We start from the raw sequence: 22,150 nt of genomic DNA on the forward strand, positions 1-22,150 counted from the left end.
CAGTTCGCCGCACCGACACTTGTAGAGGGGGACATGGCTCCCGCTCTTCGCGTCGAACAGATTGAAGAGAAGCCGAACCGGTTCTCTGCATTTCGGGCAGATTGGCTGGGAGTTGGTTTGCGACATAGGCACCTCGAATCCGACGAGATGCTAGCGGGGCGCCTCAGGAGAAGAATTAAACTAGGACACTCGCACAAACGAGGACCTTTGGGCCAAGACGGACCGTACGAGCAGCCGTACAGGAACAAACCAAGGGCGCCGGTACAAAATGAGAATGAGCGCAGGTGCGCTGCGGGTCAAAATGCGAAGAACTCAGGTTGAGCAAATCTTGTTCGCTCTGCCGCCATGAGCCGCGCAACTTTGCAGATGGGCCAATCGCGGCAACGGCTTGTAGGAGTCGGGTGGATCACGCTAGCTGAACTCCGGTCGATATGAGGATCGGCCGAGAGGGGGGAGATGGCCCTACAAAGCGGTGCTCGCCGAGAGGGCGACTGGCCTGCGCGGTCTTGCTCGCTGTCGCTGTGATGGCTCGCGGAACCGACGCCCTTGTCAGACTGCAAGGGCTCTTGGGCGCAGATTTGTGATTTTCTTTGGGCTTTGCGCGTCGAATTCTCGTTAACGGAGAGCCGTTTAGCTCGGGGCGTCTCATCCTAGCGAGAGCACCTGACGCGCAGCGGTCGAGCAAGTTTTTTTCTAAATTCTCTCCCTCCGCCAGTCTTCGCAAACGAAGTTTGCGCAAGGCTGTCGCGCCGAAGCCCGCAGGGCGAAGGCGGACTCGTTGCCGTTTGCTTCGGCTCGGCAAGCCGGGGGCAAACTTTCTTCTGAGCCCTCGGCCCGCCAGCTCACCCCATCAATTTCCACATCCCATCCCCCGCCCGCTTCAGCGCGGGATCGCTCACCCGCACGTGCTCCGCGAGGAAATCGATGAAGGCGCGGACGCGCGCGGGTAGCGGGGCGGTGTGGCCGACATAGACGGCGTGGATGTCTTCGCGGTCGCCGGGATTGTAGCTTTGCAGCACCGGAACGAGGCGGCCGGATTCGATGTCGGGGCCGATGTGGAAGAGGGCGAGGCGGGCAAGGCCGACGCCGCCGAGGCAGAGCCGGCGGGCGGCTTCGCCGTCGCTGGCGCGCGCGACGGGCGGGGGCACGGCCTCCTCGGTGTGGTCGCCGCGCCTAAACGGCCAGCCGCGGATGCTGCGCGGAAAGGTCCAGCCGATGCCACGGTGATCGGCGAGATCGGCTGGTGTCTTCGGCGTGCCACAGCGGGCGAGATAATCCGGCGCGCCGACCACGACCATGCGGCTGGTGCCGAGCTTTCGCGCGACCAGACGTGAGGCGCGCAGAGGGCCAGCGCGAATGGCGACATCGGCGCGCTCCTGCATCAGGTCGATCAGCGTATCGGTTAGCACGAGATCGAGCGTGACGTCGGGATGCTGCTTCAGGAAGCGCGGGATCAACGGCATCACATGCAGCATGCCGAAGGGAATGTTGCAATTGACCGTGAGGCGGCCGCGCGGCGCCGCGCCTGAGGCCGCTTCGCGCTCGGCCTCCTCCATCTCGGCGAGGATGCGCAACGAGCGATCGTAGAAGGCCTGGCCTTCCTCCGTCAGCGTCAGCTTGCGCGTGGTTCGGTTGACCAGCCGCGCGCCGAGGCGCGCCTCCAGACGCGAGATCAGCTTGCTGACGCCCGACGGCGTCAGGCGCAGCTTTCGCGCGGCCTGGGTGAAGCCGCCGAGGTCGACGACGCGGACGAACACCTCTATCTCGGCGGCGCGGTTGGTATCGAAACGGGCCATGTTGAATTCACGTCACAAATGATTGGATTACGGACATTCTAATGGTTCTGCGGCAACGCCGCTATTTGCGTGGGCTCGTCTCACCCATTGGAGCCATGCATGCCTCCCGCCGTTCTCGCTCTCACTGCCGGTGCCTTCGGCATCGGCACCACCGAATTCATCATCATGGGCCTCTTGCTCCAGGTCGCCGCCGACATGCATGTCTCCGTGCCTGTCGCGGGCCTTCTTATTTCCGGCTATGCGCTCGGCGTATTCGTGGGGGCGCCAGTCCTCACCCTGGCGACGCGCAAAATGCCGCGGAAGACGGTGCTGCTGGCGCTGATGGCGATCTTCACGCTGGGCAACGCGGCTTGCGCATTGGCGCCGAACTATGAGTTGCTGATGGCCGCACGCGTCCTGACCTCGCTCGCCCACGGCACCTTCTTCGGCGTCGGCTCGGTCGTGGCCACCAGCCTCGTCGCCGAGGACAAGTGCGCGTCTGCGATCGCCACCATGTTCATCGGCCTCACGGTCGCGACCCTTCTGGGTGTGCCCTTCGGCGCTTGGTTCGGCCTGATGCTCGGCTGGCGCGCGGCATTCTGGGCGGTGACGGTGATCGGCGTGATTGCGTTTGCGGTGGTAGCCGCGCTTGTCCCCGGCCATGTCGGCAATGGCGACAAGCCGATCTCGCTTGCCGAAGAAGTGGCGGTGCTCAGCCGTCCGCAGGTGCTGCTCGGCCTTGCGATGACCGTGTTCGGCTTCGCCGGCCTGTTCGTCGTCTTCACCTATATCCAGCCGATCCTGACGCGCTTCACCGGCTTCTCGGAGGCTGCGGTCTCGCCGATCCTGCTGGTGTTCGGCGTTGGCCTTGCGATCGGCAACGTCGCCGGTGGCCGGCTTGCGGACCGAGGCCTCGCACGCGCGCTGACCGGCACGCTTGCCGCGCTTGCGATCGTGCTGCTTGGCCTGGCCGCCGTGCTATCGATCAAGATTCTTTCCATCGCGCTGATCTTGCTGCTCGGTATCGCTGCTTTCGCGACTGTCGCCCCGCTCCAGCTTCGCGTGCTGGAGACCGCCGGCCCCAGCGGCCGCACGCTGGCCTCCAGCCTCAACATCGCCGCGTTCAATCTCGGCAACGCGCTCGGCGCCTGGGCCGGTGGCGTCACCATTGATCGCGGGCTTGGTTTCTCCGCGCTGCCTTTGGTCGCAGCCGGGATCACGGCGATTGGTCTCGTGCTGGCGCTGTGGAGCCTCCGGCTCGACCGTGCGCCGGCCGCCGTCGCAGCATCGCCGGCGGAGTAGAGCGAAGGCGTGGGGCCCCGCTGACGATTGGTCGCAGCGGTCCTCACGCCAACGCGCCATGCAGAAACGCACCTATACAGGGTCGCACGTCGTCCGTAACCTCCGCCGCGCAATCGAAGGAGATGCTGGCGTGGCGAAGAAGACGGCGACCAAGAAGAAAAGTGTCTTGAAGAAAGCGGCGAAGACTCCGAGCAAGGCGAGCGCCGGCCGCAAGAGCGTGGTCGCGAAGCCGGCCAGGAAGGCGCCACGAGCGAAGTCCGCCGCACCACGGCGTCCCAAGGGGCCGGCTTGGCAATGGTCGGCGGTCGAGACCGCAGCCGCGATCCGCTCCGGCGCCATCTCCGCAGTCGAGGCAGTCGAATCCCATCTCGACCGGATGCGCGCCGTCAATCCGCGGCTGAACGCCGTCGTCGTCGATCTCTCGGAGGAAGCGCTTGCCGCGGCCCATGCGGCCGACAAGCAGCGCGCCAGGGGCGGCGAGCTCGGCCTCCTGCACGGCGTGCCCATCACCATCAAGGAAAATGTCGACTACGAGGGCCGGCCGAACTTCAACGGCGTGCCCGCCAACAAGGACCTGGTTGCGCCCTCCGATGCGCCTGTTGTCCGCAACCTGAAGAAGGCCGGCGCGATCGTCATCGGGCTCACCAATACGCCCGAATTCTCCTTCCGCGGCTTCACCGACAATCCCCTGCACGGGCTGACGCTCAATCCCTGGGATCCTGATATCACCTGCGGCGGCTCCTCGGGCGGCGCGGGTTCGGCAGTCGCGGCGGGCATCGGCACCATCGCCCACGGTAACGACATCGGCGGCTCGCTGCGCTGGCCGGCGCATTGCAACGGCGTCGCCACCATCAAGCCGACGCAGGGCCGCATCCCCGCTTTCAACGCCAGCGCAACGGCGGAGCGGCCGATGCTGGCGCATCTGATGTCGGCGCAGGGACCGCTCGCGCGCCATGTCGCCGACGTTCGCCTTGCGCTCGAGGTGATGAGCCAGCGCGATCCGCGCGATCCCTGGTGGGTGCCGGCACCACTGGTCGGCGAGCGGCCGAAGAGGCCGATCAAGATCGCGCTGGCAAAGATCCCCGAGGACATGGACGTCGATCCGTCGGTCGCCGCAGCGCTGCGCCAGGCCGCCGATCATCTCGAGCGTTCCGGCTACCGCGTCAGCGAGGTCGAGGTGCCCGACATCAACGGTGTCTGGCAGACCTGGTGCGACATCATCATCAACGAGACCGTGGTGATGCAGGAAGCCTCCATGCTGAAGGTCACGTCCGAAGATTTTCACAAGGCCTGGGGCGGCATGAAAGCCAAGGCCAACGTGCTCGATCTGCCGGCCTGGATGCGCGCCGCTGCCGCGCGCAACGGCCACATCCGCGCCTGGCAATTGTTCTTCGAGGACTATCCAGTCGTGCTGGCGCCGACCACGGTGAAGCCGACGCCGGGCCCGCGCGAGGATACCGTCAGTGCCGAGCGCGTACGCGAGATCTTCTGGGGCGAGATCCGCTTCATCTCCGCCATCAACGTGCTGGGCCTGCCCGGCGCGGTGGTGCCGGTGGCGCTGCATGACGGCAAGCCGATCGGTGTGCAGCTGATTGCCGGGCGCTATCGCGAGGATCTCGCACTCGATGCCGCGGCCGCGATCGAGAAGCGCGTCGGCGTGCTCGCCCACCAGCTGTGGGAACGGATGAGCTGAGTCTGTCAGCTTTCGCAGCGTTGACGGACGCACCCTCGCTCTTCGCGGGCGAGGGGTGCATCTGTGCATTTCTTAACTCGCTTTAACCCGGATTTCGGCCAATTCGCGGGCAAGTGTTAGGGTTACTTCCTCGATCTCTAGGCGAATTATTGTCCGCTTTACCACCCGCCTCTAACAGGGGGACGGCGGACAACGCACACGCCTCATTGTAGGCCAATAAGTGCGGCCCGCCCCACGCGGAGGTGGCACGATGCGCAACGAGACGATCGCTATTCACGCCGGCTACGAGCCCGAAGCCACGACGCACGCCGTCGCCGTGCCGATCTACCAGACCGCGGCCTACGCCTTCGACAGCGCCGATCACGGCGCGGCTCTGTTCAATCTCGAGACCGAGGGCTTTCGCTACAGCCGCATCGCCAATCCGACCAGCGCGGTGCTGGAGAAACGCATCGCCCAGCTCGAAGGCGGCGTCGGCGCGCTCGCGGTCGCGACCGGGCAGGCCGCGCTGCATTTCGCCTTCGTCAACGTCGCCGATCACGGCGGCAACATCGTGTCGGTGCCGCAGCTCTACGGTACCACGCACACGCTGCTCTCGCACATCCTGCCGCGCCAGGGCATTACCGGCCGCTTCGCCGAGAGTGACGCGCCTGATGCGATCGCAAAGCTGATCGACGAGAACACCCGGGCCGTGTTCGCCGAGACCATCGGCAATCCCGCCGGCAATGTCTGCGACATCGAGGCCCTGGCGAAGGTCGCGCATGCGCATGGCGTGCCGCTGATCGTCGACAACACCGTCGCAACCCCCATCCTGCTCAAGCCGTTCGACTACGGCGCCGACATCGCCGTGCATTCGCTGACCAAATTCCTGGGCGGTCACGGCACCACGCTCGGCGGCGCCATCGTCGATTCCGGAAACTTCCCTTGGGCGGAATACGCCGATCGTTTCCCGGCCTACAACAAGCCCGACGCCTCCTACCACGGCCTCGTCTATGCCGAGCGGTTCGGCCGCACCGCCTATATCGAGCGCGCGCGCAGCGTCTATCAGCGCACCATGGGCTCGGTGCTGTCGCCGTTCAATGCCTTCCTGCTGCTCCAGGGCATCGAGACCGTGGCGCTGCGCATGGAGCGCCATGTCGAGAACGCCCGCAAGGTCGCCGAATTTTTGCGCGGTGACCCGCGCGTGGCCTGGGTCAATTATACCGGCTTCCCGGACAGCTCCTATTATCCGCTCGTGCAGAAATATCTGAACGGCAACGCCTCCTCGCTGTTCACCTTCGGCATCAAGGGCGGCATGGAGGCCGGCAAGACCTTCTACGATGCGCTGAAGCTGATCACGCGGCTCGTCAATATCGGCGATGCCAAATCGCTGGCTTGCCATCCGGCCTCGACCACGCACCGTCAGATGTCGGCGGAGCAGCAGCGCGTCGCCGGGGTGCTGCCGGAGACCATCCGTCTGTCGATCGGCATCGAGCATGTCTCTGATATCATCGCGGACATCGACCAGGCGCTGGAAAAGGCCTGCCCGTCGGCGCGCCTCGAGGCCGCGGAGTAAGCGGCGCCGCCCATGACGATCTTGATCGACAGGGATCAAGTCATCGCGGGCCCGGCGCTGGTGCCGGCCGCGCACGATCTCGCGCGCGAAGCCGGCACCGAACTCACCATCGGTCTCGTCAACAACATGCCGGATCCGGCACTAAAGGCGACCGAGCGGCAGTTCATGAAGCTGCTTCAGGCCGCCGCGGGCGCGCGCCGTATCCGCTTCCACTGCTTCTCGCTGCCGTCTGTGAAGCGCTCGCCGGAAGCCAGATGGCATGTCGAGAGCGAATATTCGGAACTGTCCGAGCTCCGACGCCACAAATTCGATGGGCTGATCGTCACCGGCGCCGAGCCGGTCGCTCCCGAGCTCGACCAGGAGCCCTACTGGCGCGACCTGACCGAGCTGATCGACTGGGCCAAGACCAACACCCGTTCGACGATCTGGTCGTGCCTCGCCGCGCATGCGGCGGTGCTGCATCTCGACCGTATCGAACGGCGGCGGCTGCCGGCCAAATGCCATGGCATCTTCGATTGCGAAGCCGTGACGCATGATCCCCTGACGCGCGGAGCGCCTGCGCCGCTCAAGGTCTCGCATTCGCGCCTGAACGAGATCGCCGAGAGCGATCTCGTTCAGGCCGGCTATCAGGTGCTGACACGCTCGAATCAGGCCGGCGTCGATGTCTTCATCCGCCAATATGCCAGCCGCTTCGTGTTCTTCCAGGGCCACCCGGAATATGACGCGCTGTCGCTCCAGCGCGAATATCTGCGCGACATCGGCCGCTATCTCGCGAGGGAGCGCGACAACTATCCGCGCCTGCCGGTGGGTTATTTTGACGCAGCGACGGAAGAGAAGCTGACTCGCTTCGAGAAGAAGGCGACACACCAGCGCCATCCGGCACTCACCAATGAGCTGCCTGGGCTGAGCTTGCGTGCCGATATCGACGCTGGCAAAGCCGCGGCGGTGCTCTTCCGCAACTGGTTGCGCTATCTCGGCGCGGACGCCGACGCGGCGGTGGCGGCGCGCTAGCCGATGCGGCCTGATTCCGCGTTAGGATTACCCGGGCGTTAGGCTTGCCTCAACCTGCGCACGAATGTTTCAGTAGAGAAATAGGATATCACGGGAAACGCAGCGTGTGGTCGGCACTCCAGGGACGCGTGAGCAATCGGCTGGCCCGGCATTTCCGTGCCGCGCCGCACCGGCTGCCCGCGCATGCGCCGATGGTGAGCTTCACCTTCGACGATGCCCCCGACAGCGCCGCAGGCGAGGGTGCCGAGCTTTTGGAGCAGCATGGCGGCCGCGGCACCTATTACCTCGCCGGTAGCCTGATCGATCGTCCCTCGGATCATTGGCATGGTCTGTCGAATGACGCGATCGTGCGACTTCACCGCGCCGGGCACGAGATTGCCTGCCACACCTTCTCGCATCAGAGCTCGGCCACTCTCGACGAAGCCGCGATGGCTCGCGAGATCGAGCGGAATCGCAGTCATCTCCGCGGCATCGATGCCTCGATCACGCTGGAGAATTTCGCCTATCCCTATGGGATCGCCTCGGTCTGGCGCAAGCCGCAACTCGCAAAAGCCTTCCGCTCCGCGCGTGGCATCCTGCCCGGCGTCAATAGCGACGTCGTCGACCTCCAGTTCCTGCGCGCCTCGCCGCTGATCGATTGCGAGATCGATGCGGCGGGCATCGATCGCTATTTCGACGAGGCGGTCGCAAGCGGCGGTTGGCTGATCTTCTACGGCCACGATGTCACCGACAGGCCGAGCCCCTATGGCTGCACGCCGCATTTGATGCGCCATGCGCTGCAGGCCGCGGCCAAGCGCAACGTGCCGATCGTCACGGTCGCAGAGGCGCTGCGACGGATCGGGGCGTAAGAGGTTTCACCTCTCCCCGCTTGCGGGGAGAGGCCGGATCGCATCATCAGATGCGATCCGGGTGAGGGGGTACAGGCCCATCGGCATTCTCATACGCGGAGAGAGGCCCCTCACCCCACCCTCTCCCCGTAAGAACGGGGAGAGGGAGAAGACGCAGCATTGCTTGCCGCGCAAACAGTCTTGCCACGGCCGCGCCAGCATGCGACTGGCCTTGTGACGAATCTCATGGCCTGATCTGCTCCGCCCATGTCCGCTGCCTCCACCGCTCCGCTGCCTGCGCTGGCCAACGGCCGCGATGCGCTGTCGGTGCTGCATTCGGTGTTCGGCCTGCCGGGTTTCCGCGGCGCGCAGGGCGAGATCATCCGGCATGTCACCGATGGCGGCAATTGCCTGGTGCTGATGCCGACCGGCGGTGGCAAGTCGCTGTGCTACCAGCTTCCGTCCTTGCTGCGCGAAGGCTGCGGCATCGTGGTGTCGCCCTTGATCGCCCTGATGCGCGACCAGGTCGCCGGCCTAATCGAGGCCGGCGTCAATGCCGCCGCGCTGAATTCGTCGCTGACGCCGCAGGAGGCTTCCGACATCGAGCGGCGCCTGCTCGCGGGCGATCTCGACCTTCTCTATGTCGCGCCGGAACGCCTGGTGACGCCGCGCTGCCTGTCGCTGTTGGCGCAGGCGAAGGTGGCACTGTTTGCGATCGACGAGGCGCATTGCGTCTCGCAATGGGGCCATGACTTCCGGCCCGAATATGTCGGCCTCTCCATCATCGCCGAGCGCTTTCCCGACGTGCCGCGCATCGCGCTGACCGCGACCGCCGACGAGCTGACGCGCAAGGAGATTGTCGCGCGGCTTCAGCTCTCGAACGCGCCGCAATTCGTCTCGAGCTTCGACCGGCCCAATATCCGCTACGAGATCGTCGACAAGCGCAATGCGGTATCGCAGCTGAAGGAATTCATCCGCGAGCGCCACATCGGCGATGCCGGCGTGGTCTATTGCCTCTCGCGCAACCGCGTCGAAGAGGTCGCTGCCGCGCTACAGGACGCTGGCATTTCGGCGCTGCCCTATCACGCCGGGCTCGATGGCAGCGTTCGCTCTCGCAACCAGGACCGCTTTCTCAACGAGGACGGCATCGTCATCGTCGCGACCGTCGCGTTCGGCATGGGCATCGACAAGCCCGACGTGCGCTTCGTCGCCCATTTGGATCTGCCCAAGAGCATCGAGGCCTACTACCAGGAGACAGGGCGCGCCGGTCGTGACGGCAAGCCGTCGGCGGCCTGGATGGCCTACGGCCTCTCGGACATCGTGCAGCAGCGTCGCATGATCGACGAGTCCAACGCCTCCGACGAATTCAAGCGGGTCTCGATCGGCAAGCTCGATGCGCTGGTCGGCCTTGCCGAAACGCCGCACTGCCGGCGCCGGCGGCTGCTCGCCTATTTCGGCGAGATCGTGATGGGTGAGGGCTGCGGCAATTGCGACAATTGCCTGACACCGCCCAAGATGCGCGACGGCAAGGTGCTGGCGCAGAAGCTGCTGTCCTGCGTCTACCGCACCGGACAGCGCTTTGGTGCGATGCATTTGATCGACGTGCTGGTGGGACGCCTGACCGAGAAGGTGACGCAGTTCGGTCACGACAAGCTATCGGTGTTCGGCATCGGCCGCGAGCTCAACGAAAAGCAGTGGCGCACGGTGCTGCGGCAATTGGTGGCGATGGGACATTTGCGAAGCGACAGCGAGGCGTTTGGCGCGCTCAAGCTGACGGAGTCCTCGCGCGGCGTGCTGCGCGGCGAAACGGACGTGTGGCTGCGCGAGGAGGTTCCGGGCACCCTCATCCGGTCGAGCCGGGCCAAATCCCGGCGCGGCGATCTCGCGCCCGCGGCGAGCGCGCCGCAAGGCGATGTCGATCCCGAGCTGCGCGCACGCCTGCGCGCCTGGCGTTCTGAGGTCGCGCGCGAACGCGGCGTGCCGGCCTACGTGGTGCTGCACGACGCCACCATCGACGGCATCGTCCGGGCCTGGCCGACCACGCTGGACGAGCTGCGCAACGTGCCGGGCATCGGCGACAAGAAGCTCGAGCATTACGGCGACGAGCTGCTGCAGATCGTTAGGACGAGGTAGCAGCGCGCCTATCCCTCCACCTCGTCATCCCGGACAAGCGCGCCCAAAGCGCGCGCCGATCCGGGATCCATAACCACAGGCCGGTGTGGATGGGGCAAGCTGGCAACCACGAGTCTTCGCAAAACTATTGCTGCGATGTATGGGTCCCGGGTCTGCGCTTGCGCTTGCCCGGGACGACAGTGAGGCGAGAGCCAGCCTTCACTCACCCGTTCCGGAACGCATACGCATATCCGTTCAGCGCCGGCGCGCCGCCGAGATGGGCGTAGAGGATCTTCGCGCCCTTCTCGAAATAGCCCTTCTTTGCAAGGTCGATCAGACCCTGCATCGACTTGCCCTCGTAGACGGGATCAGTGATCATACCTTCCAGACGTGCGGTGAGGCGGATCGCCTCCTTGGTCTCTTCCGACGGCACGCCATAGGCGGGGTAGGCGTAGTCTTCGATCAGCACGACGTCGTCGGCGACGAGGTCCTTGCCGAGCTCGACGAGTTTTGCCGTGTTCTGCGCGATCTCGAGCACCTGCGCCTTGGTCTGGGCGGGCGTGAAGGACGCGTCGATGCCGATCACTTTCCGAGCGCGTCCGTCCGCTGCAAAACCCACCAGCATGCCGGCATGGGTGGAGCCGGTGACGGTGCAGACGATGATGTAGTCGAACTTGAAGCCGAGCTCGGCTTCCTGCTTGCGCACTTCCTCGGCGAAGCCGACATAGCCGAGGCCGCCAAACTTATGCACGGAGGCGCCGGCGGGAATGGCGTAGGGCTTGCCGCCTGCAGCCTTCACTTCCTCGATCGCCTGCTCCCAGCTCTTGCGGATGCCGATGTCGAAGCCGTCGTCGACCAGGCGCACGTCGGCGCCCATGATGCGCGAGAGCATGATGTTGCCGACGCGGTCATAGACGGCGTCCTCGTGCGGCACCCAGGCTTCCTGCACCAGGCGGCATTTCATGCCGAGCTTGGCCGCGACTGCCGCGATCATGCGGGTGTGGTTGGATTGCACGCCGCCGATCGAGACCAGCGTATCGGCATTGGAGGCGATCGCATCGGGAATGATGTATTCGAGCTTGCGCAGCTTGTTGCCGCCATAAGCAAGACCGGAATTGCAGTCCTCGCGCTTGGCATAGATCTCGACATTGCCGCCGAGATGTTTTGACAACCGCTCCAGCTTCTCGATCGGCGTCGGGCCGAAGGTGAGTGGATAGCGCGGAAATTTGTCGAGCTTCATGGGGCATCCCGATTGGCGTTGGTGTTCGCGGCTGCCTAGCATCGCCCGAGGAAAATGTGCTCTCGAATATTACGGTGATATTGCGCCAGTTATTGCGAAAATGGCGAATATTGCTAATAATTCTTTCAGGAAAACGTCACTTTATGGAAGCTTCTTTCATGGCCGCTCGGCTCGATCGCACCGACCTTAAGATCCTGAGATTGCTGCAAAATAACGGCCGGCTCAGCAATGCCGAGCTGGCCGAAACCGTCGCAATCAGCCCCGCCACCTGCCATCGCCGCACCCAGCGACTGTTCGAGGACGGCTTCATTGCCACTGTCCGCGCCATGGTCGCGCCGAAGAAGGTGGCAAAGGGCACGCTGGTGATGGTCGGCGTCGTGCTCGACCGCTCGACGCCGGAGAGCTTTGCCACCTTCGAACAGGCGATTGCGAAGTTGAGATTCGTGCTCGACTGCCACCTCGTCGCCGGCGATTTCGACTACTTCCTGAAGATCCGCGTCGGCGACATGGAGGATTTCAACCGTATTCACGGCGAGCAGCTCATCGCGCTGCCCGGCGTGCGCCAGACCCGCACCTTCTTCGTGATGAAGGAAGTCGTCGACAACGCGCCGCTGGAGTTTTGAGCAGGCCTGTCACGGCAACTTCACTTGTTTTGCGCACGCATGCAGGCGACGTTGGCGTCCTCTCAACGAGGAGATCCACGCCGTGCGCCTTCCCATTCTCGATCCCAAGGATCTGACCGACGAGCAAAAGCCGCTCTATGACGACATGCGAGCCGGCATCAAGGATCATTTCAAGGGTTTTGTGAACATGCGCGACGACGGCGCGCTGCTCGGACCCTGGAATCCCTGGATCCGCGAGCCGCGCTTCGGCAAGCCGGTGTGGGAGCTCGTCAAGGCGATCGCGTCGAACCCGCTGCTGCCTGCGCCGGTGCGCGAGGTCGCGATTCTCGTCACCGGCTCGCATTTCCGTTCCGGCTACGAGCTCTATGCCCATGTGCTGGTGGCCGAACAGCGCGGTCTCTCGGACGAGAAGCTCGCGACCATCGTCGCCGGGCAGCGGCCGGTGGACCTCACCAAGCAGGAGGCGGTCGCCTATGACATGGCTTCGGCACTGGTCGGCGGTGGCGTACTGCCGGAACTGACCTGGCGCGCGGCCGTGAAGGAATTCGGCGAACACGGCGCCGCCGAGCTGTCCTATCTCGTCGGCGTCTACTGCATGGTCTCGGTCACGCTCAACACCTATGACGTGCCGGTGCCGGACTAGCCGCGGCTTCGCTTCGCGGTGTGGGCGCTCTCCGCAAGCGATGGACGCCATGGACATGTGCGGTTACCCTACCGTGATCGCACTGATACACTCGCCCGCCACAGTGCAGGCCGAACAATGGAGGACAGCTATGAACACGTCACGCCGCATCCTGCTCGCCGGAATGGCGGGGCTCGCTGTTGCTCCCACCGCTGCTGCCGCCGCTGCACCATCGGCCGAACCCGGCGAAGTGACGGTAGCCGAAGAACGCTTCGCGCGCACGATTGCAGCCGCGCATGCGCCCGATATCACCTGCGCGCGGCAGGCCGAACGCTATGCGGACGCGCACTGGCCGGAGTATGTCGTGGCAGCGCGCGCGGTCATTGGCTCGAGGGCGTGAGGCTGCTTTTTTCCCTCTTCACCGCCCTCCGCACCTGCTCGCCGATCTGCGACAGCACGAGCTGCGCCTGCGGCAGGATTGCGCCCATGGCGTGGAAATTGTGGACCATGCCGTCGTGGCAGACATGCTCGACGGCGACACCCGCGGCGAGCAGCCTGTGGGCATAGGCATCGCCTTCGTCGCGCATCGGGTCGTACTCGGCGGTGTGGATGATCGCGGGCGGCAGGCCCGTGAGCCGCGTCGCGCGCAACGGAGAGACGCGCGGATCGGCGGTGTCGATGCCGCCTGGCAGATAGTCGGAAAGATCGGCTTCGATCGTGGCGCGATCGATCAGGTGGCCCTCGGCAAAGGCCTCGCGCGAGGGCGAGGTCTCCTCGAAATCCAGCACCGGGCAGATCAGGCATTGCGCCACGATGGAGAGACCGGCGTTTTGCAAAGCCTCCTGGCACACGATCGCCGCCAATGTGGCGCCGGCGGAATCACCGCCGACAACCAGCCGTTCGGCGTCAATGCCGAGGGAGGGCGCCTCGCGCGCGATCCATTCGGTGGCGGCGATCGCATCGTCCACGGCCGCGGGAAATTTGTGCTCGGGCGCGAGCCGGTAGTTGACCGAGACCAGGCGGCAGCCGGTGGCATGCGCCAGCGCCGCGGCGATGCGGTCATGCGTGGCAATACTGCCGGCGACGAGGCCGCCGCCATGGAAGAACACGAAGCCCGGCGCGGATTCGCCGGCAGAAGCGGGTGAGTAGAGGCGATAGGGAATTTCGCCGCCGGGACCGGGCAGCATGCCGTCCGAGGTCGTCACATCCGGCGCCTCGGCACGGGCGAACTGCATCAGCTTTGCCAGCGATTGTCGCCGCGCCTCCACGCTCGGCCGGCTCCGCGCCTGCGGCGCAGCCGCAGCCATCATGGTCAACAAACGCTTTGCGAGCGGATCGAGCGGCATGGGGCACTCCGTGGCTGCCGGACATTATAGCCGGTTTGCGCGGTCCTGCCCTCCAGGGCAGGGTGTCCAAATCCCGCAGCAAATCGTTTAGAAATTGGGGCAATAGTGCCCGGATATTTTCAAGGGAATCCGGTCATGGCCGAGATCAAGAAGCCCATCGACTATTCGCCGAGCTGGACCTTCTTCGAGGGCAAATGGCACGACGGCAATGTGCCGATCATGGGCCCGCGCACGCATGCGGCCTGGCTTGGCTCGATCGTGTTCGACGGCGCGCGCGCGTTCGAGGGCGCCGCACCCGATCTCGACCGTCACGTCGCCCGCGCCAATCAATCCGCGATCAATTTCGGCCTGAAGCCCGTGGTCGATGCCGATACCTGGCTCGCGCTCGCAAACGAAGGCATCGCGCGCTTTGCCGCGAATGCCGAGCTCTACATCCGTCCGATGTACTGGGCGCAGAACGGGAGCGGCGGCGGCGTGCTGTTCGACCCCGAGACCACCAATTGGTGCCTGTGCATCTACGAGGCGCCGATGCCAAGGCCCGTCGGCAACGCCATCACATTGTCGCCGTTCCGCAGGCCCACCGCCGAATGTGCGCCGGTCGAGGCCAAGGCGGCTTGCCTCTATCCGAACAATTCGCGGGCGCTCGCGGAAGCTGCTTCGCGCGGCTTCCAGAACGCGCTGATGCTCGACATGCTCGGCAACGTCGCCGAGTTCGGCAATTCCAACGTCTTCATGGCCAAGGACGGCGTGGTGTTCACGCCGGTGCCGAACGGCACCTTCCTCAATGGCATCACGCGCCAGCGCGTCATCAGCCTGCTTCGCGGCGACGGCGTTACCGTGGTCGAGAAGACGCTGCGCTATGCCGATTTCCTGGCCGCCGACGAGATCTTTTCAACCGGGAATTTCGCCAAGGTCGCGCCGGTGATCCGCATCGACGAGCGCGAGCTGAAGCCGGGCCTGTTCTACACCAAGGCGCGAAAGCTCTATTGGGACTTTGCGCATGCGGTGAAGCTGGCGGCTTGACGCGCGCTGCCTCCCCGAGTTCCGTCATTGCGAGCGCAGCGAAGCAATCGAGAATCTTTCCACAGTGACAGTCTGGATTGCTTCGCTGCGCTCGCAATGATGAGCTTGTGGGAGCATCGAGAATCCACAAATTCGAGCGCCCGTCGCATGCTTATGAGCTCCGCCTCCGAAACCGGCTGAACTGAAACGCCTGCGTTGAATCCCATGGCGTGTGATGCATCTCGCGCCGCGTCTCGACCAGCTCGAACTCTCGACCAAGCTCCGCTGCAAGGCTGGCACTGTCGTGGCGCTGCACCGGCAGGCCACTGCATTTCTCAGGACCATCAGGTGCAAACGTCGCAATGATGACGTGGCCGCCAGGCGCAACTGCCGACCGCAGGCGCTCGACGTAAGCGGCCCTGTCGCGGGGATCGGTCAGGAAGTGAAACGCGGCGCGATCGTGCCAGACGTCGTAGGTCTTCGCCGGCTGCCACGTCGTGGCATCGGCGACGATCCAGTCGACCATCGAAGCGGCTCCGCCTAATCGCTTCTTCGCCACGTCAAGCGCATTGGCAGAAAGATCCAGCACGGTGACGTCGCGATATCCGTTCTGCAACAGCGCATCGACCAGCCGCGATGCTCCGCCGCCGATATCGATGATGGCTGCGTCATGATTGGGGCTGACAGCACGGATCATCTCGAGCGAGATCACCGGGTTTTTCTGGAACCAGCTGACCTCGGCTTCGCCCTTGGTGGCGTAGACATGGTCCCAATGGGTGCTTCGGTCAGACACAGTTCGTCCTCGGCTCGCTGGTGAGCCGGCGCACATAAAGGACTACTCGTCCTTCTTCGACATTCGCTCGAGGCGTTCCTGCATTTCCTTCATCTGCTGGCGCAGCTCGTCGATATTGCTGTCCTTCGGAGGCTCGGCATTCGCATCGGGCTCCGGCTCGGGAGTGGCGGCCGGACGAGGCGCTGCGAACGGCTTGAACATCGAGAAGGTCTGCTGGAACAGCTCCATGTTGCGGCGGACTTGCTCCTCCAATGGAGCAAACGGAGTGCCGGACAGCGTATTGGCGATCTGCTTGCGGAACTTCTCTTGCTCCTGGGTCAGGGTCGCGATCGACTGCTCCAGATATTTCGGCACCACCATCTGCATGCTGTCGCCATAGAAGCGGATCAGCTGGCGGAGGAAGGTGGTCGGCAGCAGGTTCTGGCCGGCCTTGTTCTCCTGCTCAAAAATGATCTGGGCGAGTACGGAGCGGGTGATGTCGTCGCCGGTCTTGGCGTCGTAGACCAGGAAATCCTCGCCGTCCTTGACCATGGCGGCGAGATCTTCCAGCGTCACATAGGTACTCGTTCCGGTGTTATAGAGCCGGCGGTTCGCGTATTTCTTGATGGTGGTGGGTTGGTCTGATTTCGCCATGGGCTCTCACTTGCAAAACGCTGAGAACGGGAACCCGGCGGGCCATGCCGCAGGGCGGGAAGAGTACGCAACGCAACAAAATAAGCATTTTCAAAGGGGTCACGCTACCGTTTTGTGCGCCACGGTTAATTGCAGAGCAATATCTTGCTTGCGAAAGCGCCAAGAACGCTATTTTGAATGCGCTGCGGCATGAATTCGGTGCCCGGCCGATTGACATGCCTCGACGACGTTAACAGGATGGCTGACGAGACTGGCGATTGCTTTTCCAGCCCCGCCTGCCCCCTTCACAAGAACCTCAAGCCTCAGGAGATGCCCATGTCAGACGATGTCGTCATCGTCAGCGCCGCCCGCACCCCGGTCGGAAGCTTCAACGGAGCCTTCGCGACCCTTCCCGCCCATGATCTCGGTGCCGTCGCCATCAAGGCCGCGCTGGAGCGCGCTGGCATCGAGCCCGGCCGGGTCTCCGAAGTCATCATGGGTCAGATCCTGACCGCCGCCCAGGGCCAGAACCCGGCCCGCCAGGCTTCGATCGGCGCCGGCATTCCGGTGGAGAGCCCGGCCTGGGGCGTCAACCAGCTCTGCGGTTCGGGCCTGCGCACGGTCGCGCTCGGCTACCAGGCGCTGCTCAACGGCGATTCCGAGATCGTGGTCGCCGGCGGACAGGAGTCCATGAGCATGGCCCCGCACGCCCAGCACCTGCGCGGCGGCGTCAAGATGGGCGGTCTCGAATTGGTCGACACCATGATCAAGGACGGCCTGTGGGATGCCTTCAACGGCTACCACATGGGCAACACCGCCGAGAACGTCGCGCGGCAGTGGCAGATCACCCGCGCCCAGCAGGACGAGTTCGCGGTCGCCTCGCAGCAGAAGGCCGAGGCCGCGCAGAAGGCCGGCAAGTTCAATGACGAGATCGTCCCCGTCACCATCAAGACCCGCAAGGGCGACGTCGTCGTCAGCGCCGACGAATATCCGCGCCACGGCGCCACGCTCGACGCGATGGCCAAGCTCAAGCCGGCTTTCGAGAAGGACGGCACGGTCACCGCGGGCTCGGCCTCCGGCATCAATGACGGCGCTGCCGCGGTGGTGCTGATGACGGCCAAGCAGGCGGCCAAGGAAGGCAAGAAGCCGCTCGCGCGCATCGTGTCGTGGGCTCAGGCCGGCGTCGATCCGAAGATCATGGGCTCGGGCCCGATCCCGGCCTCGCGTGCCGCGCTGAAGAAGGCCGGCTGGAATGTCGGCGATCTCGACCTGATCGAGGCCAACGAGGCCTTCGCGGCGCAGGCCTGCGCCGTCAACAAGGACCTCGGCTGGGACACCTCCAAAGTCAACGTCAACGGCGGCGCGATCGCGATCGGCCATCCGGTCGGCGCGTCCGGCGCGCGCGTGCTGGTGACGCTGCTGCACGAAATGCAGAAGCGCGATTCGAAGAAGGGCCTGGCCACGCTGTGCATCGGCGGCGGCATGGGCATCGCCATGTGTGTGGCGCGCGACTGACGACGACCTGACACGCAGCTGACGTGTGCGCCGCACACGTCAGCGCGTGCGTTGCACGCGACTAAAAAGGCAGCGGTTGCAAATCAAATATTCTTCGCAACCACGCAAGCCTCGACTAAAGAGAAACGCCCGGCTCACGCCGGGCGTTTTGTTCTTGATGTCCGTCAAACCAACCGCATAATCCGCAGTTAAAAAACGATCACTTCAGAAACGTCCGAAGAAGGGAAGGAATACGACATGGCACGTGTTGCACTGGTGACGGGTGGTACGCGGGGCATCGGAGCGGCGATCAGCAAGGCGCTGAAGGCGGCCGGCTACAAGGTCGCGGCAAGCTATGCCGGCAACGATGCGGCGGCGGAGAAGTTCAAGGCCGAGACCGGCATCGCCGTCTACAAATGGGACGTCAGCAGTTTCGACGCCTGCGCCGAAGGCGTGAAGAAGGTCGAGGCCGAGGTCGGCCCGGTCGACGTGCTCGTCAACAATGCCGGCATCACCAAGGACGGCGCCTTCCACAAGATGAGTCTCGAGCAATGGAACGCCGTGATCGGCACCAATCTCGGCTCGCTGTTCAACATGTCGCGCCAAGTGATCGAAGGCATGCGCGGGCGCAAGTTCGGCCGCATCATCAACATCTCTTCGATCAACGGCCAGAAGGGCCAGTTCGGCCAAGTGAACTATTCCGCGGCCAAGGCCGGCGAGATCGGCTTCACCAAGGCCCTGGCGCTGGAGAACGCCAAGGGCGGCGTCACCGTGAACGCGATCTGCCCGGGTTACATCAACACCGAAATGGTGCAGGCAGTGCCGAAGGACGTGCTGGAAAAGGCCATCCTGCCGCTGATCCCGATCGGCCGCCTCGGTGAACCCGAGGAGATCGCGCGCGCGGTTGTGTTCCTCGCCGCGGATGAGGCCGGCGCCATCACCGGCTCCACGCTGACGGTCAACGGCGGCCAGTACATGGTGTGATGCCATCGCATCACGTTCGATCTTAAGGCCAACATCTCGTGATGCCGGACTTGTCCCGGGCATCATGACCTGTCATTCCGGGCGCCGCGACCGCGGCGAACCCGGAATCTCGAGATTCCGGGTCTGGCGCCATGCGCCAACCCGGAATGACGAGGCCTCCACTTCAATGACTCCCCGCACCGCCACGCTGATCGGATTGACCGCGATCCTGATGTGGTCGCTGCTTTCAGTGATGACGGTGGCGACCGGAAAGATCCCGGCGTTTCAGCTCGCTGCGATGACCTTCGCGATTGGCGGTGTCGTCGGCCTGCTCACCTGGATCGGGCGAAGCGAGGCGGCGAAAAGCCTGCGGCAGCCGCTCGTCGTCTGGGTCGTCGGCGTCGGTGGCCTGTTCGGCTATCACGCGCTGTATTTTCTCGCGCTACGCTTCGCCCCGCCCGCCGAAGCCGGTCTTTTGAATTATCTGTGGCCGCTATTGATCGTGCTGTTCTCGTCATTCCTGCCCGGCGAGCGGCTGGCCGCGCACCACATCATCGGAGCCGTGCTCGGCCTCGTCGGCACCGTGCTGCTGTTCGCCGGCAACACCTCCGGCTTCGCGCCGGGCGCAGTGCCGGGATTGATCGCGGCCTTCATCGCCGCTTTCGTCTGGGCAAGCTATTCGGTGCTGTCCCGTCGATTGAAGGCGGTGCCGACCGATGCCGTCGCGGGCTTCTGCCTTGCCACGGCCGTACTGGCCGCGCTGATGCATGGCCTGCTTGAAACCACGGTCTGGCCGGAGACCACGGTGCAATGGCTCTCCGTCATTGCGCTCGGCATCGGCCCCGTCGGTGCTGCCTTCTACGCCTGGGACATCGGCATGAAGCGTGGCGACATCCGCGTGCTCGGCGCCGCTTCCTACGCGACGCCGCTGCTCTCGACCGGCTTCCTCATCGCTGCCGGTTTTGCGAACGCCAGCGCCAACATCGCCATCGCCGCAATCCTGATCGCGGGCGGTGGCCTGATCGCGGCGAAGGACATGGTGCTGCGGAAGAGGTGAAGTGCGCTACGGCTCCCAGCCCGCCGGCGCGAGCTCGAAGCCAGCGAACTCGAACGCGGGCGCCACGGTGCAGCCGACCAGCGTCCACTCGCCCGTGGTTTCCGCCATCTGCCAGGCATGCGCCGGCACGATCGCCTGCGGCCGCTCGCCGCCGATCAGGTCGGTGCCGAGCCGCACCTGATGCTGCGAGCAGCCGTCATGGGCGATGCGCAGCATCAAGGGGCTGCCGGCGTAATAGTGCCAAGTCTCGACCGCATCGACACGATGCCAGTGCGAACGCTCGCCGCGCGCGAGCAGGAAATAGATCAAGGTCGAGCGCGAACGCCCGTTGGCGTCCGTGGCTTGGTCGCGAAACGTTTCGCGGTAATGCCCGCCTTCGGGATGTGGTCGGAGTTCGAGGCGCGCGATGATCTCGGCTGCGGTCGGCATCGATCCCCGTCAGGATTTCTTCTTCAGGACTTGTTCTTGCGCTCGCGCAGCTCGCCGAACACCGCGGCGGGATCTGCGCCCTTCATGTGCAGCTTGGCCGCGACCGCCGGCTCATCGGCGCGCAGGAACACGTTTGCGCGCTTCTCGTCACCCAGCAGCGCGGGAATGGTCGGCTTGTTCTCGGCCCGGAGCTTCGTCACCTCCGCGGCGCGCGCCTGCAGTGCCGCATTGTCCGGCTCGATGGTGAGCGCGAACTTGACGTTGGACGCCGTGTATTCGTGGCCGCAATAGAGCTTGAAGTCGTCGGGCAGGGCGCGCAGCTTCAAAAGCGAATCCCACATCATCGGGTAGGTGCCTTCGAAGACGCGGCCGCAACCGATCGAGAACAGCGTATCGGCGGCGAACACCGTCTTCTCATTGTCGAACACATAGGAGATGTGGTCGAGCGTGTGGCCGGGCGTCTCCACGACACGCGCCAGCAAATTGCCGATCTTGACCACGTCGGCATTGGCGACGCGCAAATCGACATTCGCAATCTTCGTCGTCTTGTCGTGCGGCGCGACGACGCGGCAATTGTATTTCTGCTTGAGTTCGGCAACCCCGCCGACATGATCGCCATGATGATGGGTGATCAGGATATCGGTCAGCTGCCAGCCCTCGCGCTCCAGGGCCTTGAGGATGGGGCCGGCCTCCGGCGCGTCGATCGACGCCGTCGCTTTGGTTTCCACATCGTGGATCAGATAACCGAAATTGTCGTTTAAACAGGTGAAAGTACGAATTTCGGCGGCCATGTCATCTCCATCGCGCTCAGCCCCGGGAGACAAATATGGCGTTAACGTTGCGCAGGCAATGCAATATTCCGCGCGCGGCGGCGCCCTCGCGCATGTTACATTGCCGTCATGACCATCGACGTCGTCGACCTCCGCGAGTTCTATTCCCGCCGCCTCGGGATCGTGGCGCGGCAAATGATCAATCGCGGCATCAGGGAGCGCTGGCCCAACGCCGAGGGTCAGCGCGTGCTCGGCATCGGCTATCCCACGCCCTATCTGGGGTTGTTCCGCGAGGACGCCGAGCGCTGCATCGCCTTCATGCCGGCGGCCCAGGGCGTCCTGAAGTGGCCGACCGGGCGGCCGGCGCTGGCCTCGCTGGTGGATGAGTTCTCGCTGCCACTTCCTGACGCAGCGGTCGATCGAATCCTGCTGGTCCACGCGCTGGAGATGTCGGACGATCCGGCTGCGCTGCTGCGCGAGGTGTGGCGGGTGCTGGCGCCCTCGGGGCGCGTCATCGCCGTGATCCCGAACCGGCGCGGGGTTTGGACCCGCACCGACAGCACGCCGTTCGGCCACGGCCGGCCCTATTCGCGCTCGCAGATCACCGAGCTGTTGCGCCAGACCTGGTTCACGCCGACCGCCTGGGGCGAGGCGCTGTTCATGCCGCCCTATGCCGGCGGCTGGGTGTTGAAATCGGCGCAGATGTGGGAGCGTGCCGGTGCGGCATTGTCGCTGCCCTTTGCCGGCGTCCATATCGTGGAGGCGACCAAGCAGGTCTACCGCGCGATTCCCGCCAAGCGCGAACGCGTACGGCTTATTCCTTCGCTCGCGAAGCCGGTGCTGGTGCCGTCCTCGACGACAGTGACGCGTAGTTAGCTTCACCTCTCGCTGCGGGGCGGGTGATCCGTGCCCGTGCGTTCCCATAGA

General features: G+C 64.6%; 21 protein-coding genes. 14 read left to right on the forward strand and 7 right to left on the reverse strand.

Annotation, left to right across the window (positions count from 1 at the left end; genetic code table 11):
- Nucleotides 1-842 precede the first annotated feature (842 nt).
- Nucleotides 843-1,796 carry a LysR family transcriptional regulator gene (locus P6U29_RS03245; RefSeq protein WP_407116286.1) on the reverse strand — a complete coding sequence of 318 codons (954 nt, stop codon included), beginning with the start codon at nt 1,794-1,796 and terminating at the stop codon, nt 843-845.
- Between the two features lie 99 nt (nt 1,797-1,895).
- On the opposite strand from P6U29_RS03245, the gene P6U29_RS03250 reads away from it, so the two are divergent.
- The 6 genes from P6U29_RS03250 to recQ all read left to right on the forward strand — a co-directional run bounded on the left by P6U29_RS03250 (nt 1,896) and on the right by recQ (nt 10,293).
- Nucleotides 1,896-3,077, forward strand: a complete 1,182-nt coding sequence (locus tag P6U29_RS03250) for an MFS transporter (RefSeq protein WP_407116287.1) — start codon at nt 1,896-1,898, stop codon at nt 3,075-3,077.
- Between the two features lie 130 nt (nt 3,078-3,207).
- Nucleotides 3,208-4,770, forward strand: coding sequence for an amidase family protein (locus tag P6U29_RS03255; RefSeq protein ID WP_407116288.1), 1,563 nt, complete (start codon nt 3,208-3,210; stop codon nt 4,768-4,770).
- A gap of 250 nt (nt 4,771-5,020) precedes the next feature.
- Nucleotides 5,021-6,322: an O-acetylhomoserine aminocarboxypropyltransferase/cysteine synthase family protein gene (locus P6U29_RS03260; protein ID WP_407116289.1), complete on the forward strand. Its 1,302-nt coding sequence runs from the start codon at nt 5,021-5,023 to the stop codon at nt 6,320-6,322.
- A 12-nt stretch (nt 6,323-6,334) separates the two neighbouring features.
- On the forward strand, nt 6,335-7,333 hold the full coding sequence (locus P6U29_RS03265; RefSeq protein WP_407116290.1) for a homoserine O-succinyltransferase: 999 nt from the start codon (nt 6,335-6,337) through the stop codon (nt 7,331-7,333).
- A 104-nt stretch (nt 7,334-7,437) separates the two neighbouring features.
- Nucleotides 7,438-8,181, forward strand: coding sequence for a polysaccharide deacetylase family protein (locus P6U29_RS03270; protein WP_407116291.1), 744 nt, complete (start codon nt 7,438-7,440; stop codon nt 8,179-8,181).
- A gap of 246 nt (nt 8,182-8,427) precedes the next feature.
- Nucleotides 8,428-10,293 (forward strand): DNA helicase RecQ, encoded by a 1,866-nt coding sequence (gene recQ / locus P6U29_RS03275; protein WP_407116292.1) that lies wholly within the window; start codon nt 8,428-8,430, stop codon nt 10,291-10,293.
- Nucleotides 10,294-10,495: 202 nt separating this feature from the next.
- Here recQ and P6U29_RS03280 read toward each other — a convergent pair whose 3' ends face one another.
- Nucleotides 10,496-11,512 carry a 1-aminocyclopropane-1-carboxylate deaminase gene (locus tag P6U29_RS03280; RefSeq protein ID WP_407116293.1) on the reverse strand — a complete coding sequence of 339 codons (1,017 nt, stop codon included), beginning with the start codon at nt 11,510-11,512 and terminating at the stop codon, nt 10,496-10,498.
- Between the two features lie 158 nt (nt 11,513-11,670).
- On the opposite strand from P6U29_RS03280, the gene P6U29_RS03285 reads away from it, so the two are divergent.
- The 3 genes from P6U29_RS03285 to P6U29_RS03295 all read left to right on the forward strand — a co-directional run bounded on the left by P6U29_RS03285 (nt 11,671) and on the right by P6U29_RS03295 (nt 13,157).
- Nucleotides 11,671-12,135 (forward strand): Lrp/AsnC family transcriptional regulator, encoded by a 465-nt coding sequence (locus tag P6U29_RS03285; protein ID WP_407116294.1) that lies wholly within the window; start codon nt 11,671-11,673, stop codon nt 12,133-12,135.
- Nucleotides 12,136-12,217: 82 nt separating this feature from the next.
- Nucleotides 12,218-12,778 (forward strand): carboxymuconolactone decarboxylase family protein, encoded by a 561-nt coding sequence (locus P6U29_RS03290; RefSeq protein WP_407116295.1) that lies wholly within the window; start codon nt 12,218-12,220, stop codon nt 12,776-12,778.
- A 130-nt stretch (nt 12,779-12,908) separates the two neighbouring features.
- Nucleotides 12,909-13,157, forward strand: coding sequence for a hypothetical protein (locus P6U29_RS03295; protein WP_407116296.1), 249 nt, complete (start codon nt 12,909-12,911; stop codon nt 13,155-13,157).
- On the opposite strand, the gene P6U29_RS03300 is transcribed toward P6U29_RS03295, so the two are convergent.
- Nucleotides 13,138-14,103 carry an alpha/beta hydrolase gene (locus tag P6U29_RS03300; protein ID WP_407116297.1) on the reverse strand — a complete coding sequence of 322 codons (966 nt, stop codon included), beginning with the start codon at nt 14,101-14,103 and terminating at the stop codon, nt 13,138-13,140. The genes P6U29_RS03295 and P6U29_RS03300 overlap by 20 nt on opposite strands.
- A 135-nt stretch (nt 14,104-14,238) precedes the next feature.
- Between P6U29_RS03300 and P6U29_RS03305 the strand changes: the two genes are divergently transcribed.
- The gene (locus P6U29_RS03305) at nt 14,239-15,126 is read left to right on the forward strand and encodes a branched-chain amino acid aminotransferase (RefSeq protein WP_407116298.1); all 888 of its coding nucleotides are present in this window, start codon (nt 14,239-14,241) and stop codon (nt 15,124-15,126) included.
- Nucleotides 15,127-15,277: 151 nt separating this feature from the next.
- On the opposite strand, the gene P6U29_RS03310 is transcribed toward P6U29_RS03305, so the two are convergent.
- Both P6U29_RS03310 and phaR read right to left on the reverse strand, forming a co-directional pair.
- A complete protein-coding gene (locus tag P6U29_RS03310; protein ID WP_407116299.1) occupies nt 15,278-15,898 on the reverse strand; it encodes a class I SAM-dependent methyltransferase in 621 nt (206 codons plus the stop codon).
- Nucleotides 15,899-15,940: 42 nt separating this feature from the next.
- Nucleotides 15,941-16,531 (reverse strand): polyhydroxyalkanoate synthesis repressor PhaR, encoded by a 591-nt coding sequence (phaR, locus tag P6U29_RS03315; RefSeq protein ID WP_407116300.1) that lies wholly within the window; start codon nt 16,529-16,531, stop codon nt 15,941-15,943.
- Between the two features lie 315 nt (nt 16,532-16,846).
- On the opposite strand from phaR, the gene P6U29_RS03320 reads away from it, so the two are divergent.
- From P6U29_RS03320 to P6U29_RS03330, 3 genes are all read left to right on the forward strand, one after another.
- Nucleotides 16,847-18,025, forward strand: a complete 1,179-nt coding sequence (locus P6U29_RS03320) for an acetyl-CoA C-acetyltransferase (protein WP_407116301.1) — start codon at nt 16,847-16,849, stop codon at nt 18,023-18,025.
- 237 nt (nt 18,026-18,262) lie between these two features.
- A complete protein-coding gene (phbB, locus tag P6U29_RS03325; protein ID WP_407116302.1) occupies nt 18,263-18,988 on the forward strand; it encodes an acetoacetyl-CoA reductase in 726 nt (241 codons plus the stop codon).
- Nucleotides 18,989-19,154: 166 nt separating this feature from the next.
- A complete protein-coding gene (locus P6U29_RS03330; RefSeq protein ID WP_407116303.1) occupies nt 19,155-20,024 on the forward strand; it encodes a DMT family transporter in 870 nt (289 codons plus the stop codon).
- A gap of 6 nt (nt 20,025-20,030) precedes the next feature.
- Here P6U29_RS03330 and P6U29_RS03335 read toward each other — a convergent pair whose 3' ends face one another.
- Entirely contained in the window at nt 20,031-20,453 is a 423-nt protein-coding gene (locus P6U29_RS03335; RefSeq protein ID WP_407116304.1) for a cupin domain-containing protein, read from the reverse strand.
- 23 nt (nt 20,454-20,476) lie between these two features.
- The gene (gene gloB, locus P6U29_RS03340; protein ID WP_407116305.1) at nt 20,477-21,244 is read right to left on the reverse strand and encodes a hydroxyacylglutathione hydrolase; all 768 of its coding nucleotides are present in this window, start codon (nt 21,242-21,244) and stop codon (nt 20,477-20,479) included.
- 108 nt (nt 21,245-21,352) lie between these two features.
- On the opposite strand from gloB, the gene P6U29_RS03345 reads away from it, so the two are divergent.
- Nucleotides 21,353-22,099 (forward strand): class I SAM-dependent methyltransferase, encoded by a 747-nt coding sequence (locus P6U29_RS03345; protein ID WP_209296068.1) that lies wholly within the window; start codon nt 21,353-21,355, stop codon nt 22,097-22,099.
- Nucleotides 22,100-22,150 lie beyond the last annotated feature (51 nt).

This window comes from Bradyrhizobium sp. LMG 9283, assembly GCF_045571415.1.
Taxonomy (GTDB): Bacteria; Pseudomonadota; Alphaproteobacteria; order Rhizobiales; family Xanthobacteraceae; genus Bradyrhizobium.

Coding starts and splice junctions, on each gene's coding strand:
- P6U29_RS03285 (WP_407116294.1), top strand. CDS start 11,671: ATGGCCGCTCGGCTCGATCGCACCGACCTTAAGATCCTGAGATTGCTG.
- P6U29_RS03295 (WP_407116296.1), top strand. CDS start 12,909: ATGAACACGTCACGCCGCATCCTGCTCGCCGGAATGGCGGGGCTCGCT.
- P6U29_RS03305 (WP_407116298.1), top strand. CDS start 14,239: ATGGCCGAGATCAAGAAGCCCATCGACTATTCGCCGAGCTGGACCTTC.
- phaR (WP_407116300.1), bottom strand. CDS start 16,531: ATGGCGAAATCAGACCAACCCACCACCATCAAGAAATACGCGAACCGC.
- P6U29_RS03345 (WP_209296068.1), top strand. CDS start 21,353: ATGACCATCGACGTCGTCGACCTCCGCGAGTTCTATTCCCGCCGCCTC.
- P6U29_RS03280 (WP_407116293.1), bottom strand. CDS start 11,512: ATGAAGCTCGACAAATTTCCGCGCTATCCACTCACCTTCGGCCCGACG.
- P6U29_RS03335 (WP_407116304.1), bottom strand. CDS start 20,453: ATGCCGACCGCAGCCGAGATCATCGCGCGCCTCGAACTCCGACCACAT.
- P6U29_RS03245 (WP_407116286.1), bottom strand. CDS start 1,796: ATGGCCCGTTTCGATACCAACCGCGCCGCCGAGATAGAGGTGTTCGTC.
- P6U29_RS03300 (WP_407116297.1), bottom strand. CDS start 14,103: ATGCCGCTCGATCCGCTCGCAAAGCGTTTGTTGACCATGATGGCTGCG.
- gloB (WP_407116305.1), bottom strand. CDS start 21,244: ATGGCCGCCGAAATTCGTACTTTCACCTGTTTAAACGACAATTTCGGT.
- P6U29_RS03330 (WP_407116303.1), top strand. CDS start 19,155: ATGACTCCCCGCACCGCCACGCTGATCGGATTGACCGCGATCCTGATG.
- P6U29_RS03260 (WP_407116289.1), top strand. CDS start 5,021: ATGCGCAACGAGACGATCGCTATTCACGCCGGCTACGAGCCCGAAGCC.
- P6U29_RS03250 (WP_407116287.1), top strand. CDS start 1,896: ATGCCTCCCGCCGTTCTCGCTCTCACTGCCGGTGCCTTCGGCATCGGC.
- phbB (WP_407116302.1), top strand. CDS start 18,263: ATGGCACGTGTTGCACTGGTGACGGGTGGTACGCGGGGCATCGGAGCG.
- P6U29_RS03265 (WP_407116290.1), top strand. CDS start 6,335: ATGACGATCTTGATCGACAGGGATCAAGTCATCGCGGGCCCGGCGCTG.
- recQ (WP_407116292.1), top strand. CDS start 8,428: ATGTCCGCTGCCTCCACCGCTCCGCTGCCTGCGCTGGCCAACGGCCGC.
- P6U29_RS03320 (WP_407116301.1), top strand. CDS start 16,847: ATGTCAGACGATGTCGTCATCGTCAGCGCCGCCCGCACCCCGGTCGGA.